General features: G+C 54.6%; 14 protein-coding genes and 1 rRNA gene. 7 read left to right on the forward strand and 8 right to left on the reverse strand.

Going from position 1 to position 15,006, the window contains the following annotated elements; genetic code table 11:
- Positions 1 to 28: 28 nt before the first annotated feature.
- Positions 29 to 144 (forward strand): 5S ribosomal RNA (rrf, locus tag FOY96_RS04965).
- Between the two features lie 209 nt (positions 145 to 353).
- Positions 354 to 1,649, forward strand: coding sequence for an MFS transporter (locus FOY96_RS04970; protein WP_029741120.1), 1,296 nt, complete (start codon positions 354 to 356; stop codon positions 1,647 to 1,649).
- Here FOY96_RS04970 and FOY96_RS04975 read toward each other — a convergent pair.
- From FOY96_RS04975 to trxC, 5 genes are all read right to left on the reverse strand, one after another.
- Positions 1,646 to 1,969, reverse strand: coding sequence for a YfiM family lipoprotein (locus tag FOY96_RS04975; protein WP_143346588.1), 324 nt, complete (start codon positions 1,967 to 1,969; stop codon positions 1,646 to 1,648). The genes FOY96_RS04970 and FOY96_RS04975 overlap by 4 nt on opposite strands.
- A 44-nt stretch (positions 1,970 to 2,013) precedes the next feature.
- On the reverse strand, positions 2,014 to 3,369 hold the full coding sequence (gene pssA / locus FOY96_RS04980) for a CDP-diacylglycerol--serine O-phosphatidyltransferase (protein ID WP_023333068.1): 1,356 nt from the start codon (positions 3,367 to 3,369) through the stop codon (positions 2,014 to 2,016).
- Positions 3,370 to 3,479: 110 nt separating this feature from the next.
- Complete coding sequence (locus FOY96_RS04985; protein ID WP_143346589.1) at positions 3,480 to 6,143, reverse strand: bifunctional acetate--CoA ligase family protein/GNAT family N-acetyltransferase; 2,664 nt, start codon at positions 6,141 to 6,143, stop codon at positions 3,480 to 3,482.
- Between the two features lie 35 nt (positions 6,144 to 6,178).
- Positions 6,179 to 6,877, reverse strand: coding sequence for a tRNA-uridine aminocarboxypropyltransferase (locus tag FOY96_RS04990; protein ID WP_143346590.1), 699 nt, complete (start codon positions 6,875 to 6,877; stop codon positions 6,179 to 6,181).
- Positions 6,878 to 6,946: 69 nt separating this feature from the next.
- The gene (trxC, locus tag FOY96_RS04995; protein ID WP_023308858.1) at positions 6,947 to 7,366 is read right to left on the reverse strand and encodes a thioredoxin TrxC; all 420 of its coding nucleotides are present in this window, start codon (positions 7,364 to 7,366) and stop codon (positions 6,947 to 6,949) included.
- A 204-nt stretch (positions 7,367 to 7,570) separates the two neighbouring features.
- Here trxC and FOY96_RS05000 point away from each other — a divergent pair, with 204 nt between their 5' ends.
- Complete coding sequence (locus tag FOY96_RS05000; protein ID WP_143346591.1) at positions 7,571 to 8,701, forward strand: tRNA/rRNA methyltransferase; 1,131 nt, start codon at positions 7,571 to 7,573, stop codon at positions 8,699 to 8,701.
- A 48-nt stretch (positions 8,702 to 8,749) separates the two neighbouring features.
- Here FOY96_RS05000 and ung read toward each other — a convergent pair whose 3' ends face one another.
- Entirely contained in the window at positions 8,750 to 9,439 is a 690-nt protein-coding gene (gene ung, locus FOY96_RS05005) for a uracil-DNA glycosylase (protein WP_023308856.1), read from the reverse strand.
- Positions 9,440 to 9,753: 314 nt separating this feature from the next.
- On the opposite strand from ung, the gene grcA reads away from it, so the two are divergent.
- A complete protein-coding gene (gene grcA / locus FOY96_RS05010; RefSeq protein ID WP_029741127.1) occupies positions 9,754 to 10,137 on the forward strand; it encodes an autonomous glycyl radical cofactor GrcA in 384 nt (127 codons plus the stop codon).
- A gap of 49 nt (positions 10,138 to 10,186) precedes the next feature.
- Here the strand turns inward: grcA and srmB are convergent, their stop codons facing one another.
- Entirely contained in the window at positions 10,187 to 11,515 is a 1,329-nt protein-coding gene (gene srmB, locus FOY96_RS05015) for an ATP-dependent RNA helicase SrmB (RefSeq protein WP_023308854.1), read from the reverse strand.
- A gap of 132 nt (positions 11,516 to 11,647) precedes the next feature.
- On the opposite strand from srmB, the gene trmN reads away from it, so the two are divergent.
- Positions 11,648 to 12,385 (forward strand): tRNA(1)(Val) (adenine(37)-N(6))-methyltransferase TrmN, encoded by a 738-nt coding sequence (gene trmN, locus FOY96_RS05020; protein WP_023308853.1) that lies wholly within the window; start codon positions 11,648 to 11,650, stop codon positions 12,383 to 12,385.
- On the opposite strand, the gene nadB is transcribed toward trmN, so the two are convergent.
- A complete protein-coding gene (gene nadB, locus FOY96_RS05025) occupies positions 12,370 to 13,989 on the reverse strand; it encodes an L-aspartate oxidase (protein ID WP_143346592.1) in 1,620 nt (539 codons plus the stop codon). The two genes, trmN and nadB, sit on opposite strands and share 16 nt — an antisense overlap.
- Positions 13,990 to 14,329: 340 nt before the next feature.
- On the opposite strand from nadB, the gene rseD reads away from it, so the two are divergent.
- Together rseD and rpoE are read left to right on the forward strand one after the other, a co-directional pair.
- A complete protein-coding gene (gene rseD, locus FOY96_RS23080; protein WP_223862639.1) occupies positions 14,330 to 14,416 on the forward strand; it encodes a rpoE leader peptide RseD in 87 nt (28 codons plus the stop codon).
- Positions 14,413 to 14,988, forward strand: coding sequence for an RNA polymerase sigma factor RpoE (gene rpoE, locus FOY96_RS05035; protein WP_006176728.1), 576 nt, complete (start codon positions 14,413 to 14,415; stop codon positions 14,986 to 14,988). The genes rseD and rpoE overlap by 4 nt, the downstream gene beginning before the upstream one ends.
- Positions 14,989 to 15,006: the final 18 nt, after the last annotated feature.

A 15,006-nucleotide genomic window follows, 5' to 3' on the forward strand; every position in this document is an offset into this window, starting at 1 on the left:
TCAGCCTGATACAGATTAACAGAATTTGCCTGGCGGCTTTAGCGCGGTGGTCCCACCTGACCCCATGCCGAACTCAGAAGTGAAACGCCGTAGCGCCGATGGTAGTGTGGGGTCTCCCCATGTGAGAGTAGGGAACTGCCAGGCATCAATTAGAAGAACCCCGTACCGTAAGGTGCGGGGTTTTTTGCTTTGTGCTTACCCTCTTTGGCCTTTCTCTTAATCCCTTATCCTGCTAATGGAATGTGTGATCCTTGTCGCAATGTTATTTATAACAAAATTATAACATTTCATTTACGAGGTAATTGAGTCTCCTGGCTCAATACGCCGCTGTTTATGGCAGGAGCATAATCACAATGACAGAAAGCATTACATCAAACGGGACGCTGGCTAACAGTGATACCCGAAGAAGGGTATGGGCAATCGTCAGCGCCTCTTCAGGGAATCTGGTTGAATGGTTCGACTTTTACGTCTACTCATTCTGTTCACTCTACTTCGCACATATTTTCTTCCCATCCGGCAACACCACAACGCAGCTGCTACAAACGGCGGGGGTATTTGCCGCAGGGTTTTTAATGCGGCCCATCGGGGGCTGGCTGTTTGGCCGCATTGCGGATCGTCGCGGCCGTAAGGCTTCTATGCTGATCTCGGTGTGCATGATGTGCTTTGGTTCTCTGGTGATCGCCTGCTTACCGGGGTATGAATCGATTGGTACCTGGGCACCGGCGCTACTATTACTGGCCCGCTTATTCCAGGGATTATCGGTAGGGGGTGAATACGGTACCAGTGCGACCTACATGAGTGAGATTGCCCTGGAAGGCCGTAAAGGTTTTTACGCCTCATTCCAGTACGTCACGCTGATTGGTGGTCAACTGCTGGCCATTCTTGTGGTAGTGATCCTGCAGCAGATTCTGACGGACGAACAACTTCACGCCTGGGGATGGCGAATTCCTTTCGCGATGGGCGCAGTACTGGCGGTGGTCGCACTTTGGCTACGCCGTCAGTTAGATGAAACCTCTCAGAAGGAAGTCAGAACGCTGAAGGAGGCGGGAACATTCAAAGGGTTATGGCGTAACCGCAAAGCTTTCCTCATGGTGCTGGGCTTTACTGCGGGCGGCTCTCTCAGTTTTTACACGTTCACCACCTACATGCAGAAGTACCTGGTGAACACCACCGGCATGCACGCAAACGTCGCCAGCGTAGTCATGACCGTGGCGCTGTTTGTCTTTATGCTCATACAACCCATTATCGGTGCGCTCTCGGATAAAATCGGTCGACGTACGTCGATGCTGATTTTCGGCGGCCTGTCGGCGTTATGTACCGTACCTATTCTGTCGGCCCTTCAGCATGTGACTTCGCCGTATGCGGCGTTTGCGCTGGTGATGCTGGCGATGGTGATTGTCAGTTTCTATACCTCTATCAGCGGAATATTGAAAGCTGAAATGTTCCCGGCGCAGGTACGTGCTTTAGGGGTAGGGCTCTCTTATGCGGTAGCTAATGCGTTGTTTGGCGGATCGGCGGAGTACGTTGCGTTGTCGCTTAAATCATGGGGAAGTGAAACGACATTCTTCTGGTACGTAACGATAATGGGCGCACTGGCCTTTATTGTTTCGCTGATGCTGCATCGCAAAGGTAAAGGCATTCGACTTTAATAGCGCGCCATCTGCCACACGGCATAGCCGGTCGTTGCGCCGGCGACATCCCAGGCGAAATCTTTCCAGCTCCAGCCGCTCCCTACGGGGCGGCTATCCCACAGTTCTTTTGATGCTCCAAGACTGACTGAGAACATCAACCCTATCGCCGCGCTACGGTCCCGGCTGTATCCCTGATGCTGCGCATATTCATTACCGGCTGCGGACAACATCGCCGAAGCGAGGAAATGCTGGGCTTTATCCTGTCCGGACCAGTTATCGTTGGCCATATGGCTACAGCCACTCAGAAAGAGGACGCTAAGTAACAGAGGAATACGCATCAACGGCACCATAAAAAAGCCCTGCGGGTTGCAGGGCCTGGACATTACAGAATACGGCTGATAAGTCGGTCGATACGGATACGACGTAAGCGGCGGATAAGCTTGCGGACTTTTACCGGATAATCGGCAATGCTCTGCAGTTCGCGGTAATGATTAACCACAGTGGTATGCGTGCGAATCAGCTCCAGCTCACGTTCACGTTTTGCGGCTAACTCGTGCTGCGGGTCATGGATTAGGATAGCGTTTTCCAGATCCAGTCGCCACGCGCGTGGGTTCAGGTTATTACCGGTCAGCAGCATCCACTCATCGTCGACCCACATTCCTTTCAGATGGTAGGTGTTGTCCTCATCTTTCCAGAGACGCACAACCAGCTGGTCAGTGTTTACGTAATACTGTAAACGGCTCAGGAAACGGCGCAGGTTGATCTCATAGAGATAAGGCAGCGCACCGATGATTTTGAACGGCTGATCTTCAGGAATGAAAAAGTCGTTTGCGGTTTTATCACCAACGATGATTTCCACTTTTTTACCGTCGCGCAGCAGCTGAATGATATTACGCACCAGCACGGCAGGAAGGTTGAAGTACGGCGTACAGATGGTGAGTTTCTGCTCCGCGCACGGCATCAGATGGAATATCGTTTTGTTCAGCAGGCTTGATTTACCGAGCCCTACCAGCGGGGTAACGGATAACTCTTCGTTGTTCGCATCACCCTGGAAATGATAGACCGCATCACGCAGCTCCTGGCGGAAGGCGCGAACATCGTTTTTGATTTCCGGGCTTTTAGGACGCTCAGGATCGTCAAGGCGATTAACACCGCGGCCATGGACCAGATTTTTATCAACCCAGTTAAACATGATATCGGCCATCTGCGGATTACGGATCAGATGGTAGCGGTCGTAGCGATATTTATCGAGCTGATGAAGGTAAACATCATTCAGACTTGCGCCGCTGTAAAGCACGCTGTCATCAATGATGAATCCCTTGAAATGAAGGACGCCGAGCGCTTCACGGGTATTTACCGGGACGCCATAAACAGGCACATCAACGCCAGGATTTTCCTGCGCCGTGCGGCAATACCAGTCAGCATTGGTGTTTGAGGCGGCAGCGCCAATACGGCCACGCTGAGCGCGATGCCAGTCTACCAGCACGCGAACATCAAGTTCCGGACGCTGACGTTTGGCTTCATAGAGCGCGTTCAGGATCGCGCGCCCGCCTTCATCCTGTTCAAGATAGAGCGCTACGATGCAAATGCGTCGCGTGGCGCTGGCAATCTTTTCCAGAAGCGTCTCCCGAAAATGAGCGGGAGCGTAAAAGAACTCTACATCATCAACTGACTGAGAAATCTTCGGTAGTTGAGCAAGGTGTTGTTGATGTTTATTACGCTTAAATTTTGACAACATCACAGTGCGTTTCTTCTCTGTTCATTGAAGGGTTGTCTGTACCATGCAAACAACATAAGCGGACAATGATACCACCAGTCCCGTCCAAAGTGGGTAACATTTCCAGTAGCTTACTCGCGTTTGTCTGCTGATGTCAGACTGAGGGACAAGGCCACAATACCTTCGTCCAGCTGAATATCAACGTCAAACCCAAGTTTTCGCGCCAGGGTCACCATACCGCGATTGTTAGGCATAGTAATGCCATTGAGGCGTAACAATCCGTGATCTCGCGTATAACTGATAAGTTTTTCCAGCAGCCGTCTGCCCAGACCCAGGCCTTTAAGATCGGAGCGCACCAGCACCGCAAACTCCGCATCGACGTTATCCGGGTCAGAAATAGCACGCGTGACGCCGAGGATCTCATCCCCCTTATCGGAGCGACGAACGGCAACAAACGCCATTTCTCGATCGTAGTCGATCTGGGTCATATTGGCTAAATCATCGTGGGTAAATTCGTTGATTTCGCTAAAATAGCGATAATAAAGATCCTCTTTCGTGACCTGAGAGATAAAGGCTCGCAGCTGGGGCTCATCTTCCGGCAGAATAGGGCGGAACAAGGCGCGTTCTCCATTCTTCATCTCAACCCACTCCTCCAGCTGCAGGGGATACGGGCGGATCGCCAGACGGCTTTCTCTGTCTCCTTCGAATGGTGCGATATCCAGGGTCACGTCCAGCGCCGTAAACTCATTGCCGGAGGCCAGCAGCGGATGAATGTCCAGCCGCTGGATCTCTGCACAATCCACAATCAGGTTAGAGACCTGCACCAGGAACTGACTTAACCCGGCTATATCAAGCGGGCGCAGCGCACTCCGGCCACGGATCTTTTTACTTTTAATCGCCTGGATGATCAGATAACGCGCCAGGTTCATGTTCAGCGGCGGTAACGCCACCACGGCCTGCTCCTCCGGACGCCACTCAACGCCACCCTCTCCCAGCATGATGAGCGGGCCGAAGACGGGATCGTGTTCAACCACTACCCGTAATTCCTGAGCCCCTGCACGGTTTGCCATGCTTTGCACCAGCAATCCGTGGATCCTTGCCTGCGGCCAGGCCATTTTGACCCGATCAAAAATGGCATCAGCTGCCTGCTGCACCTCAGTCGCCGTACGCAGGTATAACATAACCCCCTGAACATCAGACTTATGCGGGATATCCGGAGAACGCAGCTTCAGGGCAACCGGATAGCCAATCTGTTCGGCAATATGCACGGCCTCAGCGCTGTCGCCGGCGATCCAGGTCGGCAGGGTTTGCATCCCGTAGCTGCCCAGAATGGGCTGGACCTCATGCGTATCAAGCGAGGTCGCGCCTTCTTCAATGGCCTGCTGCAACAGCCGGTGAACGTCGACGGTGTTCGCCGTCAGATTCCCCGGCAAAGCCGGCGTTTCACGCAGCTGCTTCTGGTTGCGGCGATATTCCACCATATGCATAAACGCGGTGATGGTGCCTTCCGGCGTGCGGTAGGTTGGCAGCCCGGCCTCGCTGAACAAGCGCCGCGCCTCCTGAGAGGAAAACTCACCGCACCAGTTGGTGAGCAGGGTAACGTATTTACCTCGCGGATGGTTGCGCACGGCGTCAATGAGCGCGCGCGCGCTTTCACTGCCCGGCGCGACCGCGCTGGGGGAGTGGATAATCATCAGCGCGTCGAAATCCTGGCTATCCAGCAAAATGGAGATCGCTCTGATGTAGCGGTCGCTGCTGGCGTCATCGCGCAAATCAAGCGGATTGCCGGGCGTCACGCTGGTCGGAAGCGCTTCTTTCAGGCGCTGCAGCGTCTCTTCACTCAGCGTTGCCAGCTTGCCGAAGCGCCGCCACAGCTCGTCCAGCGCGAGCGCGGCAGGGGCCGCACCGTTACTGACAATCATTAGCTTCTCACCGCGCAACGGGCGCATATGGCTTAACGTCTCAACGGCGGAAAAAAGCTCGTGCGTATCCTGTACCCGCAGCAACCCCGCGCGCTGAATGGCGGCGTCCCAGGCGGGATCCATGCCGGAATGAGAATGCAGCAGACGCTGTGCCGCAGGGCTGCGTCCGCTTTTGATCACCAGGATCGGCTTATTGCGCGAAGCGCTTCGCGAAGCCGAGACAAAACGACGCGCGTCGCTGAGGTGCTCAAGATAAAGCAGGATCGCGCTGGTTTTGCCGTCACGCGCCAGAAAATCCAGCAGCTCATCAACGTCGATATCCAGGCTGTCGCCCAGGGCAATGAAGTAGGAGAATCCCATTTCACGCTGCTGCGCCCAGTCGAGGATGGTGTTCGATACCGCAGCCGACTGCGAGATAAACGCCAGTTTGCCTTTGCGGATCGGAACCGGGGAGAAACTGGCATTCAGCCCCTGCCAGGGGGCAAGCAGGCCCAGACTGTTTGGCCCAAGAATGCGCATTTGATAGCGGCTGGCGCAGGCCAGAAGCTCGGCTTTCTGTTCAGGCGGAGACGAAAGAATAATGCAGGTTTTACACCCTTTCTTGCCGAGTGATTCCAGCAGTTCCGGGTTGCGCTTCGCGTTTGTACAGAGTACGGCAAGATCCGGCACGAAAGGCAAGCTTTGTACATCAGGCCAAGCAAGTACCCCCTGAACGGCCTTATAAGACGGCGTGACGGGCATGACGGGGCCGTTAAATCCCCCGGCCAGCAGATTACGCATCATCAGATAGCCAGCACGATCCGGCTTCATTGATGCGCCGATAACGGCAATGGATTTAGGACGAAGTAGCGCTTCTAACCCTCGCTGGCTCATGCAGGCCTCCTGTGAATGCAAGCGACCTGATGATTTTAAACGCTTTCTGGCTCGGGCGCTGTGACGCTGCCCTTATGAACGGTTTTTCCCGCCAGATAGCGCTCCCGGAAGCATGAGAAATGGTTGCCCAGGGCATCAGCCGCAGCGGTATCTCCCGCTAAATCCAGAAGCGCAATCGCCACTTCGGCGGTGCAGTATTGCCCGTCAGCGTGCGCTTCACGCAGGCGGTAGGCGGAGACGCGGGAAAGATCGACAGAAATCACCGGCAGCGCGTCGAGATACGGGCTTTTGCGAAACATTTTTCGCGCTTCGGTCCATGTACCGTCCAGCATGATAAACAGCGGTGGTTTACCGGATGGCGGCGCTGAAAGCACCTGGCGATCCACACCTGCATATGACGCGGGGAAGACGACCATCGGCTGGTAGTCGGGGCTGGCCACTAAATCGAGCAGGGCCTGAGGCGGCTCTGTACGGGACCACTGAAACGCGGCGGTATCCGGCAGAATATCGGCGATAAGACGCCCCGTATTGCTGGGTTTCATCGGCTCGGTATCGAACATGACCAGACAAAAACGGCTCTGTGCCGTACTCGGTGCCAGCGTCTCGCATAGACAAACCTTCAGCGGCAGAAGGCAGCGCTGACAGCGGCGAATACGGTTGCCTCGTGCGAGGAACGGTCGGGTGGCGCGCGCAAGGCGTTCGGCGCGTAATTTAAGAACGGCGTTATCAGTCATGGTCGAAATGCAGGAAAAACGCTATTTTCGCAGAGGCGGGAGCGGGGCACAAGACGTGCCCCGTGAATGTTACAGCGACTCGTTTAACCAGCTTTCAAAAGGTGCTTTTGGAACCGCACCGTTGAGCATATCGATCACTTCGCCATTTTTGAAAATCATAATGGTCGGGATGCTGCGAATACGAAAACGTGCGCTCAGTTCGGGTTCGGCTTCGGTATTGACCTTAACGAACCGCATTTTTCCGCTGCGCTCTTCGGCCACATCTTCGAAAATCGGCGCGAAGCTACGGCAAGGGCCGCACCATGGTGCCCAGAAATCGATCACGACAGGAAGATCGTCCTTGAGGAGTTTGTCCAGCGTAGCACCCGTCGCGTTAATGACATCGCCATCAAATAATTCATGGCCACAACGTCCGCATTTCGCACCATCTTCCATCCGATCGTCCGGAATGCGATTAAGAGCCTGACAGTTGGCACATACGGTATTCATAACTAACCTCTGATAGAGCCGTGGGACAGCGGCACAACGCCGATAATGTTTCTAATATGTTACATATTATCAATGAGCCTGTTTGAAACAACAATGCGTTTTATTCAATGAGAACAATAGTCACAGGCTTTTGTACGAAATTATGGCTATGCGCTGGCACATCGGGTAATCTGCGCGCTTCGCGCAGCGCTGGTGGAGAAAAGCATGAACGACGAAATGAAAAACAAAAGCGGCAAGGTCAAAGTGATGTATGTCCGCAGTGATGATGACTCTGATAAACGCACCCAAAATCCGCGTACCGGAAAAGGTGGCGGGCGTCCGGCGTCTTCTCGTGCAGACGGTGGCCGTCGCCCCGCCCGCGATGACAGAAATAACCGCGGTGATGACCGCAAACGTGACGATCGCAAACGCGATGACCGTCCGCGTTCCGACCGCCCACGCAGTGACCGTCCACGCGACGATCGTCCGCGTGATGACTTCTCACGTGATAACGCCTCACCGTGGCGCACCGTTTCTCGCGCCCCTGGCGATGAGACGCCGGAAAAAGCCGATCACGGCGGTATCAGCGGTAAAAGCTTTATCGACCCGGAAGTGCTGCGCCGTCAGCGTGCGGAAGAGACCCGCGTGTATGGCGAGAACGCCTGCCAGGCGCTGTTCCTGAGCCGTCCTGAGTGTATCGTCCGCGCCTGGTTTATCCAGAGCGTGACCCCGCGCTTCAAAGAAGCGCTGCGCTGGATGGCCGCGAACCGTAAAGCCTACCACGTGGTTGATGATGCCGAGCTGATCAAAGCGTCCGGCACTGAACACCACGGCGGCGTCTGCTTCCTGATCAAAAAGCGTAACGGCACGACCGTGCAGCAGTGGGTCAGCCAGGCGGATGCCGATGACTGCGTGCTGGCCCTGGAAGATGTGGGCAACCCGCACAACCTGGGCGCAATGATGCGTAGCTGCGCGCACTTTGGCGTGAAAGGCGTGCTGTTGCAGGATGCCGCGCTGCTGGAATCCGGCGCCGCGATCCGTACTGCGGAAGGCGGAGCCGAGCACGTACAGCCGATCACCGGTGACAGCGTTCTGGACGCCCTCGAGCAGTTCCGTAAAGCGGGTTATTCCATCGTGACCACCTCAAGCCATGCCGGTACGCCGCTGTTTAAAGCGACGCTGCCGCGCAAAATGGTGCTGGTGCTGGGGCAGGAACGTGATGGTCTGTCTGACGCGGCGCTCTCCAGTGCGGATCTGAGCGTCTCTATCGACGGAACAGGCAATGTGGAAAGTCTGAACGTATCCGTTGCGACCGGCGTACTGCTGGCCGAATGGTGGCGCCAGAACAAGGCATAATCCATTATGCTTTTTGTATGCCCGGTGAGCCGGGCATACAAACTCTAACTACTCGCTCTCTGCCGGTAATACAGGCATCCAGTCAATCGGCTTTTCGCCACGTTTTTCCAGCCATTCATTCGCCAGAACAAAATGATTACTGCCAAAGAAACCGCGATGTGCAGACAGCGGTGACGGGTGCGGTGCCTTGAGCACGTGATGACGCTGACGATCGATAATCGCCCCTTTCTTCTGCGCGTGAGAACCCCAGAGTAAAAACACCACCCCTTCACGATGCTCGTTGATCAGGCTGATGACTTTATCGGTAAACGTCTCCCAGCCCAGACTGGCGTGCGAGTGCGCCTGACCCGCCCGTACGGTAAGCACCGTATTCAGCAACAGCACGCCCTGGCGCGCCCAGCTTTCCAGGTAACCGTGGTTTGGCCGGGTAAAACCGGGCACGGTTGCTTCAAGCTCTTTATACATGTTGAGCAGAGAAGGGGGGATAGCCACGCCCGGACGAACGGAAAACGCCAGCCCATGCGCCTGCCCGGGGCCGTGATAGGGATCCTGGCCCAGAATGACCACTTTCACATCGCTCAGTTCGGTGTAGCGAAAGGCGTTAAACACGTCTTTCTGCGGCGGGTAAATCGTCTGTCCGGACTGACGCTCAGCGGCAACGGTGCTGAGTGTATTGATAAAATAAGGCTGCTGCTTTTCTTCTGCCAGCACGTCATGCCAGGTTAAAGGTGTCGTCATCTCGCTCTCCTGCGAATCTCAATCTCTGACTAGCTTACCTGTTTCACCCCGGTGAGCAAAATTACGCGCTGAAATACGTGCCAAGTGGCTAAATTTATTTTGAAAAGATACAGGGTAAGTTGAATTGGTAAGGTTGTTAAATTGATCTAAAACAATAAATTCAAACCACACTCTTTATGTGGTTGGTGTTTTTGTTGATTTAAATCAATAAATCGCCGGGGTTTGAATGTTATATATACACACAAGAAAAAATGGTTTTACCAATTGGCCGCGAGAGGCCGACACGAGTTAATGTAGCCTAAGGGAGGCAACACATGATTACAGGTATCCAGATTACTAAAGCTGCAAATGACGATCTGCTCAATTCTTTCTGGCTGCTGGACAGCGAGAAGAACGAAGCGCGCTGCGTCGTTGCGAAAGCGGGTTTTGCTGAAGATGAAATCGTACCGGTAAACAAATTGGGCGAAATCGAATACCGTGAAGTTCCTATGGAAGTGCAGCCGGAAGTGCGCGTGGAAGGGGGTCAGCACCTGAACGTTAACGTGCTGCGCCGCGAAACGCTGATGGATGCCGTTGAGCATCCAGAAAAATACCCACAGCTGACTATCCGCGTGTCCGGCTATGCGGTTCGCTTTAACTCACTGACTCCAGAACAGCAGCGCGACGTTATCGCCCGTACCTTTACTGAAAGCCTGTAACGGCTTCAGCAGGGGGGAATAAAAAAGCCGGGGATTTCCCCGGCTTTTTTTACTCTTCAGTTTTCGTCTCTGGTGCAGCAGAGCTTGGCTTACGGCGCTTACCAATGTTTTTGGTATCGCGGTGGCGCTGCTTCACGCGCGGTTTCTCTTTTTCTTTCTCTTTTCTCTCAGCACGTTTTGCGAGCGCTTTCTTGGACGGTTTACCCGTCATCTTTTCACTCGGCGCACGCGTGGTCGGGCGGAGTTCGTCAATAACGCGCGCTTTCAGCGGCTCATCAACATAGCGGCCAATTTTCTGCAGCAGCAGGTAGTCATGCGCTTCGACCAGTGAAATCGCAATCCCTTTGCGGCCCGCGCGGCCGGTACGGCCAATGCGGTGCAGGTAGGTATCTCCGCTGCGCGGCATATCGAAGTTAATGACGTGGCTGACGTCCGGGATGTCGATCCCGCGTGCGGCAACGTCAGTCGCAACCAGCACGTTAACGCGACCATCGGTCAGACGCTTAATCCCTTCGGTACGCTTGATCTGCGCCATCTCGCCTTCAAGATAGCAGTTGTTGATCCCGGCGTTACGCAGCATCTCAGCCAGCTCGTGCACGCGCTCGCGCTTACGCACAAACACGATGGTGCGCAGAGCATCTTCCTGCTTCAGCAGGTGTTTCAGCAATTCGACCTTGTGCTCAAGGTTATCCGCGCGGTAGTACCACTGGTGGATCTTCTTACGCTCACGGGTGGACGGCGTAGCCGAGACTTCCACCGGATCTTCCAGCAGACGCTCTGCGAAGTCTTTGATCGCTTCCCCTTCGAGGGTGGCAGAGAACAGCATCGTCTGGTTACGCCAGCGCGTTTCCCCTGCAATGTGCTCGATATCCTGTGCGAAGCCCATGTCCAGCATGCGGTCGGCTTCGTCGAGGATCAGCGTTTCAACCGCGCGGCAGTCGAAGTTCTCTTCTTTAATGTACTGCAGCAGGCGGCCCGTCGTCGCAACGACGATGTCCTGGTTTTCGCTGAACACTTCGGCGTGGTTCATGTACGCAACGCCGCCGGTGATGGTGGCGATATCCAGATGAGTATTTGCCGCGAGTTCACGCGCGTGATCGGCAACCTGCATTGCCAGTTCGCGCGTAGGCGTCAGGATCAAAATACGCGGCGGGCCAGATTTTTTACGCGGAAAGTCGAGCAGATGCTGCAACACAGGCAGCAAATAGGCTGCTGTCTTCCCCGTGCCGGTTGGCGCAGAACCGAGCACATCGCGGCCCTCAAGCGCAGGCGGAATGGCCGCTGCCTGAATGGCGGTCGGGCGTGTAAAGCCTTTGCTCTCAAGTGCATTGAGCAGGCTTTCATCGAGTTCAAGTTCGGAAAAAGTCGTTACAGTCATGTTCTACCTCTGTGTGGGGCGCTGATTATAGACGTTACGGCTGTAATCTTCATCTGTTTGTATGGATATCGCTTTTCGGCCACTTCGCTTTCCCCTATGCTACTCCAGTTTCACTTAGAAGGTTGCCCTGACATGTCTCAACTCAAAGCGCAGCTGCGCCGCGATGGTTTTACGTTTAAACAATTTTTTGTCGCGCACGATCGCTGTGCCATGAAGGTCGGTACAGACGGTATTTTACTGGGAGCGTGGGCGCCTGTCGCAGGTGTTAAGCGTATTCTTGATATCGGTACCGGCAGCGGGCTGGTGGCGCTGATGCTGGCGCAGCGTACGGAAGAACATGTCATCATTGATGCCGTCGAACTGGACGCGCAGGCCGCAGAGCAGGCGAGTGACAATATGGCCGAATCCCCCTGGGCAGCACGAATGAAGGTGGAATGCGCAGATGTGCTCGCCTGGGCGCCTGAACAAACCGCTCGTTACGATCTGATCGTCAGCAACCCTCCCTACTACGAGCCCGGCGTTGAGTGCGGGACACCCGAGCGTGAACAGGCGCGTTATACCGGCTCCCTCGATCATAAAGCGCTGCTCACCAGCGCCGCAGAACTCATCTCCGAAGAGGGTTTTTTCTGTGTGGTCCTGCCAGAGAGTACCGGCAACACCTTCATCGGTATCGCGCAGGAGATCGGCTGGACGTTACGTCTGCGTACCGATATTTCGGATACGGAAGGTCGACTGCCGCACCGCGTGCTGCTGGCTCTGTCGCCAAAAGAGGGGGAATGCTTTAATGACCGAATGGTTATCCGTGGGCCAGACCAGCGTTATTCCGAAGATTACACTGCCCTGACCCAGGCGTTTTATCTGTTTATGTAAACCTGCGGGGAGAGTATCGACGGGCCGGATTCAGCAAGCTGATCCGGGTAGTCCAGGGTATAGTGCAGCCCGCGGCTCTCTTTACGCATCATCGCGCAGCGAACAATCAGCTCGGCAACCTGCACCAGATTGCGCAGCTCCAGCAGATTATTGGATACGCGGAAATTAGCATAATACTCATCAATTTCCTGCTGCAGCATGGTGATGCGGCGCAAGGCGCGTTCCAGGCGTTTCGTGGTGCGCACAATCCCTACGTAGTCCCACATAAACAGCCGTAGCTCATGCCAGTTGTGCTGGATCACAACCAGCTCGTCCGGATTATCCACGCGGCTTTCATCCCAGGCTGGCAGGTGCTCTGTCTCGCGGGCGTAAGGCATGCGCTTCGTGATGTCTTCCGCCGCCGACCAGCCGTACACCAGACACTCAAGCAGCGAGTTAGAGGCCATACGGTTCGCGCCGTGAAGTCCGGTATAGCTGACCTCACCGATAGCATACAGACCGTCTACGTCAGTACGTCCATGATCGTCAACCATTACGCCACCGCAGGTATAGTGGGCCGCTGGCACAATGGGCACCGGGTCGCGCGTTAAATCAATGCCAAGATTGAGCAGCTTTTCATAAATCATCGGGAAATGCTGGCGAATGAACTCTGCTGGCTTATGGCTGATATCGAGATACATGCAGTCTACGCCAAGGCGCTTCATTTCATGATCGATGGCGCGGGCAACGATGTCACGCGGGGCAAGTTCACCCCGGGCGTCAAAGTCGGGCATAAAGCGTGAGCCATCAGGGCGTTTCAGATACGCGCCTTCACCGCGCAGGGCTTCCGTCAGCAGGAAGTTGCGCGCCTGGGGATGGAACAGGGCTGTTGGGTGAAACTGATTAAACTCGAGGTTCGCCACCCGGCAGCCAGCGCGCCAGGCCATCGCGATACCGTCTCCGGAGGCTATGTCCGGGTTCGTGGTGTACTGATACACCTTGGAGGCACCGCCCGTCGCCAGTACCACAGCCTTCGCCTGACAGGTCTCCACCTTCTCTTTATTACGATTCCAGACCCAGGCGCCCACCACGCGACGCGTGCCGGGCAGGCCAATCTTGTCAGAGATAATCAGGTCAACGGCATTGCTTCGCTCGAGAACCCGAATATTAGGATGGTTTAGCGCTTTGCTGACCAGCGTGGTTTCCACTTCTTTTCCGGTGGCGTCCGCTGCGTGCAGGATGCGGCGGTGGCTATGGCCGCCTTCGCGAGTCAGGTGGTAGCTCTCTTCACCGTTGGGTTGAACCTGAGTATCGAACAAGACGCCCTGGTCGATGAGCCACTGAACGCAGTGACGGGCATTGCTGGCGACAAACTCTGCGGCGTGTGCATCCACGATCCCGGCCCCGGCAATGAGCGTATCTTCGACGTGAGACGCAATGCTGTCTGTCTCATCAAACACGGCGGCAATGCCGCCCTGGGCATAAAACGTGGAACCTTCACTTATCGGTCCTTTACTCAGAACGATAACGTTTTGATGCTCGGCCAGGCGCAGCGCCAGAGAGAGACCGGCAGCGCCGCTGCCGATGATCAGTACATCACAATGGAGTTCAGGTGTTGTGTTCATGATTGTTGTTTAATTTACTAAACAGTGTTGGGTCAGAATAGCACCTGAATGCGATATATCGCACGTATTTTTTTAGAGGCTGTCGCAATGGCTAAACGCGTAAGCGGAGGTAAACGGAGGGTAAATGAGTGAAATTATTTTGCGAAGCAGATCGTTAGCGTCAGATTTTGTGGTGAAATAAAGCCTGTGTTGCGTTACTCTTCTGGCGGGAAAAAGATGTTTCTTGTCATAAAGTGGTGCGTATCGTGAACAGACTTATAATGAGAGAAAATAAACGGTCTGCGGCGCGATGAACAAAAACAAAGGCGTTACGGAACTTATTGAAGATCAGACACTCTAAATGGTGCTTGCTCAAAGTGCGGTATTTTTAGAGTGGCGTTTCGATAACGCGTGGAATTTAGGTTTGGGGAGACATTACCTCGGATGAGCGAGCAGTTAACGGACCAGGTCCTGGTTGAACGGGTCCAGAAGGGAGATCAGAAAGCCTTTAACCTACTGGTGGTCCGCTACCAGCATAAGGTGGCGAGCCTGGTTTCCCGCTATGTACCGTCAGGCGATGTGCCTGATGTGGTGCAAGAGTCTTTTATTAAGGCCTATCGCGCGCTGGATTCTTTCCGGGGAGATAGTGCTTTTTATACCTGGCTGTACCGTATTGCGGTCAATACGGCAAAGAATTATCTGGTCGCTCAGGGCCGTCGTCCGCCTTCAAGTGATGTGGACGCAATCGACGCCGAAAACTTTGAAAGCGGCGGCGCGTTGAAAGAAATTTCGAACCCTGAGAACTTAATGTTGTCAGAAGAACTGAGACAAATCGTTTTTCGCACGATCGAGTCGCTCCCGGAAGATTTACGTATGGCAATTACGTTACGGGAGCTGGATGGTCTGAGCTATGAAGAGATAGCCGCGATCATGGATTGTCCGGTCGGCACGGTACGTTCACGAATTTTCCGTGCGCGAGAAGCTATTGATAATAAAGTTCAACCGCTTATCAGGCGTTGACGATAGCGGGATACTGGA

Origin of the sequence: Enterobacter asburiae, assembly GCF_007035645.1 — a bacterium.
Classification (GTDB): domain Bacteria; phylum Pseudomonadota; class Gammaproteobacteria; order Enterobacterales; family Enterobacteriaceae; genus Enterobacter; species Enterobacter asburiae_B.